Origin of the sequence: Aquimarina penaris, assembly GCF_040786285.1 — a bacterium.
GTDB lineage: Bacteria > Bacteroidota > Bacteroidia > Flavobacteriales > Flavobacteriaceae > Aquimarina.
Map to the genome: position 1 here is coordinate 1 of NZ_JBFMKQ010000001.1, position 16,386 is coordinate 16,386.

The 16,386-nt window shown below is 35.4% G+C and carries 10 protein-coding genes, 1 tRNA gene and 1 pseudogene; 5 read left to right on the top strand and 7 right to left on the bottom strand.

Annotated features, from left to right (window positions below):
• The 4 genes and pseudogenes from ABW637_RS00005 to rimP form a co-directional block, all read right to left on the bottom strand.
• Positions 1–137: pseudogene (locus tag ABW637_RS00005) on the bottom strand (IS3 family transposase); the annotation flags it as partial.
• A gap of 109 nt (positions 138–246) precedes the next feature.
• Positions 247–3,054, bottom strand: a complete 2,808-nt coding sequence (gene infB, locus ABW637_RS00010; RefSeq protein ID WP_367582564.1) for a translation initiation factor IF-2 — start codon at positions 3,052–3,054, stop codon at positions 247–249.
• Positions 3,055–3,098: 44 nt separating this feature from the next.
• Complete coding sequence (gene nusA, locus ABW637_RS00015; protein ID WP_367582565.1) at positions 3,099–4,331, bottom strand: transcription termination factor NusA; 1,233 nt, start codon at positions 4,329–4,331, stop codon at positions 3,099–3,101.
• A 13-nt stretch (positions 4,332–4,344) separates the two neighbouring features.
• Entirely contained in the window at positions 4,345–4,845 is a 501-nt protein-coding gene (rimP, locus tag ABW637_RS00020) for a ribosome assembly cofactor RimP (RefSeq protein WP_367582566.1), read from the bottom strand.
• A gap of 224 nt (positions 4,846–5,069) precedes the next feature.
• Between rimP and ABW637_RS00025 the strand changes: the two genes are divergently transcribed.
• Positions 5,070–5,906, top strand: coding sequence for a universal stress protein (locus tag ABW637_RS00025; RefSeq protein ID WP_367582567.1), 837 nt, complete (start codon positions 5,070–5,072; stop codon positions 5,904–5,906).
• 342 nt (positions 5,907–6,248) lie between these two features.
• Here ABW637_RS00025 and ABW637_RS00030 read toward each other — a convergent pair.
• A tRNA-Gln gene (locus ABW637_RS00030) sits at positions 6,249–6,321 on the bottom strand.
• Between the two features lie 209 nt (positions 6,322–6,530).
• Between ABW637_RS00030 and ABW637_RS00035 the strand changes: the two genes are divergently transcribed.
• Positions 6,531–9,833 carry a glycosyltransferase family 117 protein gene (locus ABW637_RS00035; RefSeq protein ID WP_367582568.1) on the top strand — a complete coding sequence of 1,101 codons (3,303 nt, stop codon included), beginning with the start codon at positions 6,531–6,533 and terminating at the stop codon, positions 9,831–9,833.
• A gap of 48 nt (positions 9,834–9,881) precedes the next feature.
• Positions 9,882–10,532, top strand: a complete 651-nt coding sequence (locus ABW637_RS00040; protein ID WP_367582569.1) for a polysaccharide deacetylase family protein — start codon at positions 9,882–9,884, stop codon at positions 10,530–10,532.
• Here ABW637_RS00040 and ABW637_RS00045 read toward each other — a convergent pair.
• Together ABW637_RS00045 and ABW637_RS00050 are read right to left on the bottom strand one after the other, a co-directional pair.
• Positions 10,529–10,825, bottom strand: coding sequence for a thioredoxin family protein (locus ABW637_RS00045; protein WP_367582570.1), 297 nt, complete (start codon positions 10,823–10,825; stop codon positions 10,529–10,531). The genes ABW637_RS00040 and ABW637_RS00045 overlap by 4 nt on opposite strands.
• Positions 10,826–10,905: 80 nt before the next feature.
• Entirely contained in the window at positions 10,906–12,144 is a 1,239-nt protein-coding gene (locus tag ABW637_RS00050) for a metallophosphoesterase (protein WP_367582571.1), read from the bottom strand.
• 394 nt (positions 12,145–12,538) lie between these two features.
• Between ABW637_RS00050 and polA the strand changes: the two genes are divergently transcribed.
• Both polA and ABW637_RS00060 read left to right on the top strand, forming a co-directional pair.
• Positions 12,539–15,364, top strand: coding sequence for a DNA polymerase I (gene polA, locus ABW637_RS00055; RefSeq protein WP_367582572.1), 2,826 nt, complete (start codon positions 12,539–12,541; stop codon positions 15,362–15,364).
• A gap of 298 nt (positions 15,365–15,662) precedes the next feature.
• Positions 15,663–16,364, top strand: a complete 702-nt coding sequence (locus ABW637_RS00060) for a hypothetical protein (protein WP_367582573.1) — start codon at positions 15,663–15,665, stop codon at positions 16,362–16,364.
• The last annotated feature ends 22 nt before the right edge of the window (positions 16,365–16,386 follow it).

A 16,386-nucleotide genomic window follows, 5' to 3' on the forward strand; every position in this document is an offset into this window, starting at 1 on the left:
CCTTGAATACCGTAAGCCTTTTGAGCTTGCTTATAGGTCATCTCGCCTTTTTCTACCTGAGATACTACTGCTAATTTAAAGCCTAAATTGTAATCGCACTGAGTACGCTTCTTCTTAGAATTCCCTGAATCTTTCATAAATAAGTCGATTTTGTGTCAACTTATTTCAGGACGAGACAGTGCTAATAAAAAAGCCTCTATGTCATAACATAGAGGCTTTTTTAATTCTTATAAACCTATCTCTCAGTTACAATTTTTTCTTCACTGCAACTTCTTGATACGCTTCAATTACATCTCCTTCTTTGATGTCATTATAGTTCTTAACCTGCATACCACAGTCATACCCTTTACTCACTTCTTTAACATCATCTTTAAAACGTTTTAATGAAGCCAGTTCACCAGTATACACCACAACACCTTCTCTTATCAATCGAATTCCAGAATTTCTGAAAATCTTACCATTCTGAACCATACATCCGGCGATAGTACCTATTTTAGAAATCTTAAATGTTTCTCTTATCTCTGCAGTACCGGTAATTTCTTCCTTCATAACTGGAGAAAGCATTCCTTCCATTGCATCCTTAAGATCATTTATAGCATCATAGATAATCGAATATGTTCTGATATCGATTTCTTCTTTATCAGCAACTTGTCTGGCATTACCTGCTGGTCTAACATTAAATCCAATGATTATAGCATCAGATGCTGATGCAAGTAATACATCACTTTCTGTAATAGCTCCAACTGCCTTATGAATTATATTTACATGAATCTCTTCGGTAGATAATTTCTGGAATGAGTCTGTTAATGCTTCAACAGAACCATCCACATCTCCTTTAAGGATTATATTTAACTCTTTAAAGTCTCCAAGAGCAATTCGACGTCCAATTTCATCTAGAGTAATATGTCGTTGTGTACGTACAGATTGCTCTCTATGCAACTGAGCACGTTTTGAAGCAATATCTTTAGCTTCTCTCTCATCTTCTAGTACATTAAACTTATCACCTGCCTGAGGTGCTCCATCTAATCCCAAAATAGAAACCGGGGTAGAAGGACCTGCTTCTGTAACGTTATTACCACGTTCATCATGCATCGCTTTTACTTTACCACTATTCTTACCAGCAAGAACATAATCTCCTACACGAAGTGTTCCTGTTTGTACCAATATAGTCGACACATACCCACGACCTTTATCTAAAAAGGCTTCTACAACTGTACCCGAAGCTAATCGATCAGGATTTGCTTTAAGTTCAAGAATTTCTGCTTCAAGCAGCACTTTCTCCAGTAATTCTTTAACTCCCAAACCTGTTTTAGCAGAAATATCATGGGATTGAATTTTTCCTCCCCAATCTTCTACTAATAAATTCATAGAAGCTAATTTCTCTTTTATCTTTTCAGGATTTGCTTCTTGTCTATCTACTTTATTAATTGCAAATATAATAGGAACGCCAGCTGCCTGAGCATGACTAATAGCTTCTTTTGTTTGAGGCATCACATCATCATCTGCCGCAATTACAATAATTGCTAAATCTGTCACCTGCGCACCACGAGCACGCATAGCTGTAAACGCTTCGTGACCTGGTGTATCTAAGAATGCTATCTTTTGACCATTATCCAATTGCACTCCGTAGGCTCCAATATGTTGGGTAATCCCACCACTTTCTCCAGCAATTACATTCTCATGTCGTATATAATCCAGCAATGATGTTTTACCATGATCTACATGCCCCATTACTGTAACGATAGGTGCTCTATTGATTAAATCTTCAGGAGCATCAACAATTTCTTCTATTGATTCTTCAATATCTGCAGTTACAAAATTCACTTCATAACCAAACTCATCAGCCACAATAGAAAGAGTTTCTGCATCTAAACGTTGATTCATGGTTACCATGATCCCAAGAGACATACATGCAGAAATTATATCAGTTGTGGGTACACCCATCATAGTCGCAACTTCTGCAGCGGTAACAAATTCTGTTACTTTAAGTACTTTACTTTCTTGTTCTTGCTGCGCAACATCATCTTCGGCTTTTTGACGGTGTTGATCTCTCTTATCCCTACGGTATTTAGCCGCTTTTGACTTATTAGATTTACCTTGTAATTTCTCAAGGGTCTCTCTAACTTGTTTTTGTACTTCTTCTTCGCTAGGCTCTTCTTTTACTATAGGAGCTCTCTTCCCTTTTCCTGGACCTCTATTACCTGGGCCTCTGTTTCCTGGACCTCTATTACCTGGACCTCTGTTTCCCGGACCTCTATTACCTCCTGCACCTTGACCAGCACCTTCTTTGCTAATTCTCTTTCTGCGCTTTTTAGGATCACCACCACCAGTCTTTTTATCAGATTTTTCCTCTTTCTTTTTGGCAGGCTTTTTAAATTGAGCTAAATCAATTTTTTGACCTGTAAAATTAGGACCATCTAACTTTTTATACTGAGTTTTAACCTTATCTGATTCTACTGAAGCTTCTGGAGTAGTCTCTGGAGCTTCTGCTTTTGGCGTTTCAGCTTCTTTTTTAGGAGTCTCGGCAGCAGGTTTCTCAACCTCCTTTTTCTCCTCTACAACTTTTGGAGCTTCTTTGGTTATTTTAATAGTTTTCTTTTCGGGTCTATTAGAAACTACTTCTGGCTCCTTCTTTTTTACTTCTTCTTTTTTAGGAGGATCTTGTACTTTTTCTTCGGACTCTTGTACTTTTTCTTCCTTTTTATCTAATTCAATTTTACCAACCTGCTTTGGTCCGCTTAATTGAGCTTTAGCTTTTACAACTTCTCTCGCTTCAGCAATTTTACGCTTTTCTTCTTGCTCATGCTCAATCTGCACACGTAACGCCTCTTTCTCCTTCCTTTTTTCTTCTCCAACCTCTTTTGAAGCAACCTTTTTACTCTTATCTGTTTGAAATTCATCAAACAGGAGCTGGTACACTTCTTCAGAAATTTTCGTGGTAGGACGCGCGTCTATCTCATGACCTTTTGCACTCAAAAAGTCAACAGCCCGATCTAGCGAGATATTGAATTCGCGTAATACCTTATTTAATCTCATTGTTTTTGCTTCAGCCATAAACGCCTATTATTTAATGCTCAAATATAAATTAATTGAATTTATTAATCTTCAAATTCAGATTTTAATATTTTAATTACTTCGCTTACCGTTTCTTCTTCAAGATCAGTTCGCTTTACAAGATCTGCTAAATCTTGCTCTAAAATACTCTTGGCTGTATCCAATCCTATTTTAGCAAACTCCTCGATAATCCAAGAGTCAATTTCATCAGTAAACTCAGTAAGTTCTACATCTTCTTCAACACCTTCTCTAAATACGTCAATTTCAAAACCGGTTAACTGTCCTGCTAATCGAATATTATGCCCTCCTCTACCTATAGCTTTTGAAACTTCCTCTGGCCTAAGCATTACTTCGGCTCGAGTAGTTTCTTCATTAATTTTGATAGAAGTCACTTTTGCTGGGCTAAGTGCTCTTGTAATGTATAATTGTAAATTGTTTGTGTAATTAATAACATCTATATTCTCATTACCCAACTCTCTTACAATACCGTGAATTCTAGATCCTTTCATCCCCACACAAGCTCCAACAGGATCAATTCTATCATCATACGAATCTACAGCAACTTTAGCTTTTTCACCAGGGATTCTAACCACTTTCTTAACTGTAATTAGCCCATCAAAAACTTCTGGTATCTCAGATTCGAACAGCTTTTCAAGGAACAAAGGAGAAGTTCTAGACATAATTATAGAAGGTTTATTACCTTTTAACTCTACAGATTCTATCACCCCTCTTACATTTTCTCCTTTACGGAAAAAATCTGAAGGAATCTGCCTGTCTTTAGGCAAAATGATTTCATTACCTTCATCATCCAACATAATAATTGCTCTATGACGTATATGATGAACTTCTGCTGTATATATCTCTCCTTCTAATTCTTTAAATTGCTTATAAATATTTGTATTATCGTGTTCATGAATCTTAGATATCAAATTCTGGCGTAGTGCTAAAATAGAGCGTCTTCCTAAATCAATAAGCTTTACTTCCTCAGACACATCTTCTCCCACTTCAAAATCAGGTTCGATTCTTTGAGCTGCTGTTAATGATATCTCTTGGTTATCATCTTCTACCTCACCATCGGCAACTACAATACGATTTCTCCAAATTTCTAAATCCCCTTTATCGGGATTTATAATGATATCGAAATTATCATCACTACCAAATTTCTTCTTTAGAGCATTTCTAAATACATCTTCTAAGATCGACATTAACGTCACACGATCTATAAACTTATCATCTTTGAATTCTGAAAATGATTCTATTAATGCGATATTTTCCATATCAATATTATAATTAAAATGTTATCATAACTTTTGCTTCTACAATATGTTCGTAAGCTACATAAGCTTCTTTAGTAACGGTTACTTTACCTTTTCCTACTGGTTTGGGTTCTCTTGTTTTCCAGGTAAGCGTAATGCCTTCTTCGGTTGTTGAAATCAACTCTCCTTCCAACTTTTCCTCCTGAGTTTTTACCGCTAACTTTCTTCCAATATTCTTGTTATATTGTCGTATATGCGTTAACCCTTCAGAAACCCCGGCAGACATCACCTGAAGAGAAAAATCTTCTTCTTCTCTATCTAAATTATGTTCGATTGCCCTACTAATTGCAATACAATCTTCAACCTTAACTCCATCATCTCCATCTATAATAACTTCGATACTATTATCCTGATGAATTTTGTAATTAATTAGAAATAAAGAAGGTCGCTCATTTAGCGCTTCTTCCAACAATCTTTCAACATTATCTTTCAATGACATAAATAGATAAAAAGAGGGGACTTCTCGTCCCCTCATCCTGGTTTTTTAATTTCAACGGTGCAAAGATAGTAATAATATCTTAGATACAAAATACCGTGATGAATGAATTTATTTTGTAAATTTAAAATATCCAATAGGGTAGTTTCTTCTGATATCTAGAAGTTTACACTTCTTAAAATACCAGTTTCTGGCCCTTTACATAGCTTACAAATTCTAAAACCACAAAGCATTATTAACTAACTTATCAAAAAAGCAACATTATGATTAAAAGTATATTAGTGCCAACAGACTTCTCTAAACAAGCCGAAAGTGCTTTGAAAGTAGCGGCTCAAATCGCAAAAAAGAATGACGCAAAAATCTACTTGCTTCATATCTTAGAGCTTCCTATGCACTTAACTGACCTTATGTCGTCTGGTGCTCCTGCTCCTGCTCCCGAAGCCGTTTTTTTCATGAAGCAAACCCATAAAAAATTTGAAGAAATTCTTGATCAAGAGTATCTAAAAGGTATTGAAGTTATAGAGACTGTAAGTTTTGAAGATGTAATGCATGGGGTTATAGATTCTAGCGAAAAAAATGAAGTAGATGTTATCATAATGGGATCTCATGGATCTACAGGTTTTGAAGAATTATTTATTGGCTCTAATGCAGAAAAGGTTGTTCGTACTTCAAAAAAACCAGTATTAGTTATCAAAGAAGATTGTCAAATTTTTGAAGTAACAGATTTTGTATACGCCACCAATTTTGATGATGAGGATAAACCTTGTTTATTAGCTGCAAATGAGTTTGCAAACACAATAAGCGCAAAACTTCACCTGGTGTGGATCAACACTGCAAATGGCTTTAAAACAACCTACGAGACCGAAGAAAAAATGAATAATATGATTTCAGGGTTAGGTGTTAATAATTATACATTAAATATTTATAATGATATCACCGTAGAAAAAGGAATTCTAAATTTTGCCGACTCGGTTAAAGCTGGAATGATAGGAATAAGCACCCATGGAAGAAAGGGAATATCACATTTTATTAATGGTAGTCTAGGTGAGGATGTAGTAAACCATGCTAAGAGACCTGTATTAACTTTTAAAATACAATAACCATCTTACATATTACCCTAATAGAGGAAAAACTCCTTTAATCAGACCCCATATTCGTTCTAAAACAAAGAAAAGGAGCAACGTTAAACGTTGCTCCTTTTTATGTTGGTCTACTAGGACTTACTTCGACTCGTTCCTCGCTCAGCATGAACTTCTCGTCCATAAACGTTTCTTTTCAAAATAAAAAAAAAGGAACAGCTTTAAATTTGCTGCTCCTTTTTATGTTGGTCTACTAGGGCTTACTTCGACTCGTTCCTCGCTCAGCATAAACTTCTCGCCCATAAACGTTTCTTTTCAAAATAAAAAAAAGGAACAGCTTTAAATTTGCTGCTCCTTTTTATGTTGGTCTACTAGGGCTCGAACCTAGACTCTTCTGGACCAAAACCAGACGTGTTGCCAGTTACACCATAGACCAATGCGTCATTGCGGGTGCAAATTTAATACATTCTTTTGGCTCTGCAAACATTTTTTTAAAATTATTTACCAAAAATCGTATCACACACAAATTTACCCATTATTGTATGCCATATAATATAAACTTCTGTTAAGCGTTTGCTAAAAAAACTCTAGGGAAAGTATTTTTATTACTAAATTCGCCACACGTTATATAACCGATTAAATCTTATGAGCACATTCAACTTTACTAAGTGGAATAAAATATTAGGCTGGGCTGTTTTTGCTATAGCTTTATGCGTTTACTCAATGACTGTAGAGCCTACAGCTAGTTTTTGGGATGCTGGAGAATACATAGCAACCTCATCAAAATTGCAGGTTGGCCACCCTCCCGGGGCGCCGATATTTCAGATGATAGGAGCATTTGCTTCTGCATTTGCCTCAGATCCAACCCAGATTGCACTCATGGTAAATTTAACTTCTGCTTTTGCAAGTGCATTTGCCATATTATTTATGTTTTGGTCGATTACGATTTTGGTAAAAAAATTAATTGTAAAAGACGAAGAATTCACCCAAGGTAAAGCAATGGCGGTATTAGGCAGTGCATTGGTAGGTTCTTTAGCGTTCACATTTACAGATAGCTTCTGGTTTAATGCTGTTGAGGCCGAAGTGTACGCAATGGCAACCTGTATCTTATCGGTTCTTTTTTATTTAGGACTATTATGGGAACGTGATATGCATACTCCAAGAGGTAATAAATGGTTGATTTTAATCTCTTTTATAGTAGGCTTATCTTTTGGGGTTCACTTTATGGGGTTACTATCGATCCCGGCGATAGGTTTACTTTATTATTTTAAGAATTATAAAGAAATTACCGTAAAAAACTTCATTATAGCCAATGTAGTGGTGGTAGCTATACTTTTATTCATCTTTAAATTGTTATTGCCTTCTACCCTTAAATTCTTTGGTGCTGCCGAAGTATTCTTCGTTAACTCTATTGGCCTTCCTTTTAATTCTGGGACTATTATAGCAGGACTCATAATGATAGCTGCATTCTATTTTGGAATAAAACACACTCGAAAACAACATTATCCACAATTAAACACATTATTACTATGTGTTATGTTTATCCTTATAGGATTTTCCAGCTGGATTATGTTACCGGTAAGAGCTAATGCTGGCACAGTAATCAATGAAAACAACCCTAATAATGCAAGGGAACTTTTAGCATATTACAACCTAGAACAGTATCCAGAAACTCATCTTTTTTACGGTCCGCAGTTTACAGAAATCTATGCAGGACTTGATGAAAATAATCCATATGAAGACGACAAACCTAAATATGAAAAAGATTTAAAAACCGGAAAGTATATCATAGTAAATGATTGGAAAAACGCAAAACAAAATCTTGATAATACCCACAAAGCATTATTACCAAGAATGTGGAGCACAGAACACATTGCAAACTATATGGAGTTCACCGGACCCATAAAATTCACAATAAAACCAGAGTATCAAGACGAAGATGAACTCTTAAATGCCGTTACACAGTTTAGAAGAGAATATGCTAGTGGTAAACTAGATAACGAGGATTATCATAAGTTCCTTCAGTCATTTGGTAATTACCTTAATGTAAAAAAACCTTCCCTATGGGATAATGTCACGTATCTTTTCGATTATCAAATGGGATATATGTATTGGCGCTATTTTATGTGGAATTTTGCAGGTCGACAAGACGACAATCAAGGTAAACTTACTAATCTAGAAGGAAACTGGCTTAGTGGTATTAAATTTATAGATGAAGCGCGCTTAGGCTCTCAAGACAATCTACCTAGTGATGCGCTAAAAAACAAAGCGCGAAATACATATTATTTCTTACCGCTCCTTTTAGGACTTATTGGATTTGTATTTATGTTTCAGCGCGATAAGAAATACTTTTGGATATTGCTTGTCTTTTTCTTGTTTACCGGTCTAGCGCTGAAAATTTACCTAAACGAGAGACCTTTTGAACCAAGAGAACGTGATTATGCATTAGTAGGATCATTTTATGTGTTCGCAATCTGGATAGGCTTTGGAGTTTATGCACTATTTGATGTATTGAAAGATTATTTGAAACCAAAACTTCTTGCTCCTATCGTTACAGGAGTATGCCTATTAGCTGTACCTGTATTATTAGCAGCAGAAAATTGGGATGATCATGATCGATCTAATCGATACACAGCACAATCTATGGCAAAAATGTATTTACAATCCTGTCAAAAAGATGCTATTCTTTTTACTATTGGAGATAATGATACGTTTGCATTATGGTATGCACAAGATATCGAAGGGTATCGTACCGATGTGCGAACAGTAAACACTAGTCTTTTTGCTACTGATTGGTATATCGACCAAATGAAAAAAGCCGCATATAACAGCAAACCCATACCCTCTCAATTAACGCATGAGTTTTATAGATGGGGGAATAATGATGCTATTTATTATAAGCCAGTGACTAACGACACCATGTTGATTAAAAACTGGATGAGATGGATAGAAACCGATGACCCAAGAACAAAAGGAGATTTAAGTAGTGGAAAAAAAGTAAACACATTCCCTACAAAACATATTAGAATACCAGTAAATAAAGAAGCCGTACTTAGAAATGGTATTGTATCACAAGAAGATGCTGATCTTATCGTACCTTATATTGATATTCATCTAAAAGGAGATCTTTTATTTAAGAATCGATTATTAATGCTTGATATGATCGCCAATAATGACTGGGAAAGACCTATTTATTTTACAGGCGGAAGCTATGGTGATGATGACTTTCTATGGATGAAAGATTATTTACAGTTGGATGGCGTAACCTACAAACTGGTACCTATACGCACAAAACAAAATCCTCGTAATCCATTTGAAATGGGTAGGATTGACTCCGATTTAATGTACAAAAATGTAACAAGTTGGGATTGGGGAAATAGTAATGACCCAAACATCTATCACGATCCCGAAACAAGGAGAAATGCAATCACGTATAGAAGCAATCTTGCCAGATTAGTCGAAACCCTAATCCAGGAAGACAAAAAGGATAAAGCTAAAGAAATTATAGATTTAGCAATGGATAAAATGCCCATTGAATATTATGAGTATTACACCTTACTAGAGCCTTATGTAACTGGTTACTATCAAGTAGGCGAAAAACAAAAAGCACGAGACCTATGGGTGAAAATTGCTAAAAAATATCAAGAACGACTAACTTATTTTGGAAGCTTAGAACTTAAAGATCAATATCATTATGCAGAAGATATCGTAACCAATGTAGAACGATATCGTAGTGTTGTTGATTTATTATTGATTAATCAAGATAGAGAAATGGTAGAAGAGAAAGCAGATGAATTTAATAAATACCTGGGCTTATTCTCTAGGTTGTATTCTGCAGACGAGCAATATGATGATGATGAGGCGATTAGAAAACAAGAAGAGGATTTAATCAAAGAAATTCAAAATCAAGAAAAAAGCGTAGATTCTTTAGACAGTATTCCTAACTAATCATATGGGCGAGGCTTTTTTACCTCGCCTTTTTATTTATTTTCAAAGGTGGACTTGATTCCTAACAAAACTCCTAAGGTTCTAAAACAATTTTTTTCTACATATGTCTGGGATTTTTATGACAAAAAAGAAAAGAAATTATACCTCACCTTTGATGATGGACCCATACCAGGTGTCACAGAGTTTGTCTTAGAACAATTACAAAAGTTTGATGCCAAAGCTACCTTTTTTTGTATAGGTGAAAACATTAAAAAGCATCCTCATATTTTTAATAAAATCCTATCAGATAATCACACCATCGGAAACCACACCATGAATCATTTAAAAGCATGGAAAAGTGATCCTGAAACCTATCTCAAAAATGTAACCGCTTGTCAAAAGATGATTCAGGAATCCTCAGAAATTGGGTATGCTGCAAAATTGTTTAGACCTCCTTATGGACAGATAAGTTATTCGAAATTCAAAACACTAGAAAAACAAGGTTATAAAATTATTCTTTGGGATATTTTATCAAAAGATTGGGATAAAACCGTACATGAAGAACAATGTTTTCAGAATGTAATCCAAAACACATCACCAGGGAGCATCATTGTTTTTCATGACAGCATAAAAGCTGAAAAAAATCTTAAATCCGCATTACCCAAAGTATTAGATTATTTTTCAAAAAGAGGATTTGTCTTTGAGAAGATAGAGAACTAAACATACTCCTTCATGAGGCCAATCAAAGTGTTTGCGTCTTGCTCTCCACTTTGTCGCCATACCATCTCACCTTGCTTATAAATCATTAAAGTCGGAAGCCCTTTGATACGAAGTGCAGTCGCTAACTCTTCATTTTTATCAACATCTATCTTTATTACTTTACCTTTATCTCCTAGAGCCGCAGCCACATCTTTCAATACAGGATGCATCGCTAAAGAAGGTTCATTCCATTCGGTATAAAAATCCAACAAAACGGGAATCTCTATACCTATTATATCTCCAAACTTTGACATGTTCAAAAACTTTTATGTTTAGGTCATTTCTACTAATCAATCAACCATTAAACAATTGTAAATATACTACTTTCTGAGAATTAAGAAAGTGGCGCCCCTTTTCTCAATTCAATTACTGTAATCTCTGGCCAAATACCAACTCTTCCAGGAAAAGCATGAAACCCAAATCCTCGGTTTACATTTAGATAACGTCCCATTTCATTATACATTCCGGCCCATTGTTTATACACATATTGCACGGGGCTCCATCTTAAAAATCCAGGAATCTCAATCCCGAATTGAAATCCATGAGTATGACCACTTAACGTAAGATGGTAATGATCGGCATGTTCCTTTACCTCATACTCCCAATGAGAAGGGTCATGACTTAATAAAACTTTAAAATCTTCTCGAGCCACTTTTTCTGATGCTTTCACCAAATCTCCTGCCTTCTTAAAATTATGCCCCCAATTTTCTACTCCTATCACTGCAATACGCTCTCCATCTTTTTCGACAAAAGCACTATCATTAAGTAACAGATTAAAATCGATTTTATTATGAACATCCTTTATTGCCTGAAAATTTGCTTCTTTATCCTCCTGGTTATCCCAAGTAACATACTCTCCATAATCATGATTCCCCAAAACAGAGTATTTCCCGTATGTAGGATTTTTAATTCGCTTAAAAGTATCGATCCAATCATCCATTTCTTCTGCAACGGTATTAACAATATCCCCGGTAAACAAAAGAAGATCCGTTTCTTGCTCATTAATTAAATCTACCGCATATTCAATCTTAGCCGCATCATCAAAACTCCCAGAATGGATATCCGAAATTTGAGTAATTCTAAATCCATCAAATGCAGCAGGAAGGTCTTCAAAATGCAATACATGTCGTATGACCTTAAAATTATATTTCCCCCTAAAAATACCATGTAGTAGCCCAGTAAAAGGAATAGCAGCGACCCCTAAAGCAATTTGACTTATAAATTTTCTGCGATCTGGCAGATATTCGGTAGCAGTTCCTTCAAAAAACCTATTAGTAAGATATGTGTATCCGGCAACACACACTCTAATAATATCTTCTCCAAACATAAACAACACCACGATCAATTTTGGAACAATCGTTAGCAACAACAACCCGCTAGCCCGTAATGTATACTTAGTAGGTCCTACACTCCTATCGTAATTTGCAAAAATGTAAATAACATACCCCAATATTAGTATAGACAGCACAAAATACCCTATTTGAAGCCATTGATTTTTGACAATCGTTTTTACTGCCTGAAAAGCATAGACCTCAAGGAGTACATATAAAAAAATCGGTATCAACCAACGCATAACTTATTCCTATTTATTAACGAAACAAAACTATCTCTCCTTTTTAATTTCTAACCGATCTTTAAGTAAAAATTAACGATATCCACATTTAAAACACCAAAATATGCTAAAAAGTGTATCTTTATAAAATCATAAATCTTAATAATTTCTTTCAGAAGTAAGATTATTATTTGTAACTTCGTCTAAATATATCCGATATAGGGTATTTAGGTGATATAAGAAGAATCAATTTTATATATATAAAATAGTACCGTATTTACAGTAGTTGATACATTGTTATCAATTTTATTTTGGGGCGAAATGCCGTCAGTTTATGACGGCATTTCTTTTTGTTTTAATTATACATTTTGATTAATCTTCTTTTTATATTGCATTTCTAAAAAATTAATTCACCATGTCACAAAAACGTCTTTTTCTTCTGGATGCTTTCGCTTTGATTTTTCGAGGATATTATGCTCTTATTAAGAATCCCCGAATTAACTCTAAAGGCCAGGACACATCGGCTGTATTAGGTTTTGTAAACTCTTTATTTGATGTTATTAAAAGAGAAAAACCAGACCACTTAGCTGTTGCTTTTGATAAACAGGGAAGTAAGGATCGGTTAGAGATTTTTCCGGAATATAAAGCCAATAGAGACGAGACACCCGAGGCTATAAAAATTGCTGTGCCTATTATTCAGGAGATATTAAAAGCGATGCATATTCCTATTATTGAACGTGCAGGAGTTGAGGCAGATGATTTAATCGGTACGCTAGCCAAACAAGCCGAAAAAGAAGGATACCAAACGTATATGGTTACTCCTGATAAAGATTATGCGCAATTAGTTTCTGAAAATATTTTTATGTATCGCCCTGCTCGAATGGGAAATGGTATCGAGATTTGGGGTATTCCTGAAGTACAAAAGAGGTTCGAGGTAGAAAGGCCAGAACAGGTTATCGACTACCTTGGAATGATGGGAGATGCCGTTGATAATATACCTGGACTCCCTGGGGTTGGCGATAAAACTGCTAAAAAATTTATTGGCGAATATGGCTCTATGGAAGGCCTATTAGCTAATACCGATAAACTAAAAGGAAAAATGAAAGAAAAGGTAGAAGCTAATGCAGAGCTAGGACTTCTTTCAAAAAAATTAGCCACTATCATTCTGGATTGTGATGTAACTTTTAATGCCGATGATTATGAACTCTCTAAACCAGATGCTAAAAAAGTGCAAGAAATCTTCGAAGAACTCGAATTTAGAAGATTAAAAGACCAGTTTATAAAGATTTTTTCTGGCGAAGAAACAACAACGACAAAAACGAGCAGCACTCCAACTGCGAAAAAACAAAAGACACAAGCAGGTGCTGGTCAGTTTTCTTTATTTGGTGATCCTAATGACACTGTAGAGGTTGAATCATACTCGAGTAGAAAAACCATAACCAATACCGAACATTTTTATCAAAGTATTGCTCCGGGAATGGCTATGAAACTCTTCCTTCAAAACTTATTAAAACAGGAAAGTGTTTGTTTTGATACCGAAACTACAGGACTTAACCCACTAACCGCAGAATTAGTAGGGATTGCGTTTTCTTGGGAAGCAACTAAAGGGTTTTACATCCCCTTCCCCGAAGATCGTAATGAAGCTCAGGAATTGATTGAACAATTACGACCTTTCTTTGAAGCCTCAACTATTTCAAAAATTGGCCAAAACTTAAAATACGATATTAAAGTACTGGCAAAATACGATGTAGCTGTTAAAGGAAATTTATTCGACACCATGTTGGCACATTACCTTATTAATCCAGATATGAGACATAATATGGATGTGCTTTCTGAAACCTATCTTAACTATACTCCTGTTTCGATCACAGAACTCATCGGCAAAAAAGGTAAAAATCAATTATCCTTTAGACAAGTGCCTATAGAGCAACAAACCGAATATGCAGTGGAAGATGCTGATATTACCTTTCAACTAAAAGAACATTTTGCACCAGAGCTTAAAGAAGCAAACAATGTATCCTTATTCGAGGATATTGAAATCCCATTGCTACGAGTTTTAGCAGATATGGAAGTTGAAGGAATTAACCTGGATAAAGAGTTTTTGAATTCTCTTTCTAACGAATTAGATGAGGATATTAAAAATTTAGAAACTAAAATTTATACTGAAGCCGGAGAAGAATTTAACATTGCTTCGCCAAAACAACTGGGGATTATTTTATTCGAAAAAATGAAGCTGGTCGACAAGCCCAAGAAAACTAAAACTGGCCAATATTCTACTGCAGAGGATGTCCTTTCATATTTAGCTAAAGACCACGGGATAATTCAAAATATATTAGATTTTAGAGGATTATCTAAATTAAAAAGCACCTATGTTGATGCCTTACCCACCCAAGTTAATGAAAATACAGGAAGGGTGCATACCGACTATATGCAAACTGTTGCTGCTACCGGTCGATTAAGCTCTAACAACCCTAACTTACAGAATATCCCGATACGTACCGAACGAGGAAGACAAGTAAGAAAAGCATTTATTCCAAGAAGTGAGGAGTATACATTGTTGGCAGCAGATTATTCGCAGATAGAATTACGAATCATTGCAGCCCTCAGTGAAGAAGAAACCATGATAGAGGCTTTTAAAAATGGAGAGGATATTCATGCTTCAACCGCAGCAAAGGTTTTTGATGTTCCGTTAGATGAAGTAACCCGAGAGCAACGTGGTAATGCCAAAACAGTAAATTTTGGGATTATTTATGGAGTATCTGCATTCGGGCTAAGTAATCAGACCAGCCTTTCGCGTAGCGAAGCCAAAGAATTAATCGAAACCTACTACAAAACCTACCCTAAGCTACGTAATTATATGAGTGAGCAAGTAGATTTTGCAAGAGAAAATGGATATGTACAAACCGTTCTGGGAAGACGAAGGTATTTGAAAGATATTAATTCTGCCAACGCCGTAGTTCGAGGTGCCGCAGAGCGAAATGCCGTAAATGCTCCTATACAAGGAAGCGCAGCTGATATCATCAAAATGGCGATGATTAATATTCATAAAAAATTAAAAGAAGGAAACTACAAAACCAAGATGTTATTGCAGGTACATGATGAATTGGTATTTGATGTCTATAAGCCAGAACTGGATGCAATTCAAACATTGATCAAAACCGAAATGGAAAATGCATATAAATTAGCTGTTCCATTAGACGTGGATCTTGGTTTGGGTAATAATTGGCTAGAAGCACATTAGAAAGTACAGCACACAAAACAAACAGTATTTAGTATAAGCCTCGAGCATTCAAAAAAAATGTTCGAGGTTTTTTTCTGTGATACAATTAAGGTTTTAATTTTTAATAGTGTAGCTGAAGTTTCCTACACAATCCTTTACCCCTGTTTTCAGGGATATACTTTTTACTGAAAAGGGTGTTTCTCTCCTAAGAACTACCCCTCATCTTTGTCTTATATTTTTTGATCAAAAAATGAGATAACAACGCCAATTTGTTTTATCAAAGATCAGATCCTAACCTTTAATTAATAAAAACAAAAAAATGAGAAATTTTAACGTAAGTAGCATCTACAAAGTAGTCTTAATCTTTAGTCTGGGAATATTCCTGGTAAATTGTGAAGGAGAAGATGGAGCCATTGGCCCGGCAGGAGAAAATGGTATTACCGGAACAGACGGAACAAATGGTTCTGATGGTAGTGATGGAGAAAATGGGGTTGGTTTTGATGAATTGACTAAATTTGGCGGCATTACACTTACTTTTGAAGGAACACGACCAGACGATGTAGCGTTTACCGATATTGCAGAATTTAAATTCACTTCTACAAATGCAGGGTCAAATACTTTCTATACAGAAGATAACTACATCGAGTTTGATGCAAATAGATTTATAAGTATTCCTAGCCAGGATAATGATGATACTCCTTCGGTTAATCTTTATCTAGAAGTATCAAATCCGGGAGAAGAATCCGAGGAAATTGATTTTAATATTTACCTCAATGATTATAATATCATATCAGAGGATTTAACCTACTTTACAATAGATGGATCATATTCTAATGGTGATGGCAAAGGAGAGGTGCTCAACTTTAGTATGAGTAACTACAACTTTAACGAAGAGACCAATACTCTCGCATTTTCATTCTCTTTTGATGTCGCTGCAGCCAATAACAATACCGGAAATGACCTCTCAATATCTGGTGAAGTAAATGTTATCGTTCTTAAAAGTATAAATCCCCCCAGATAATAGTTAGCATATATTTCACACA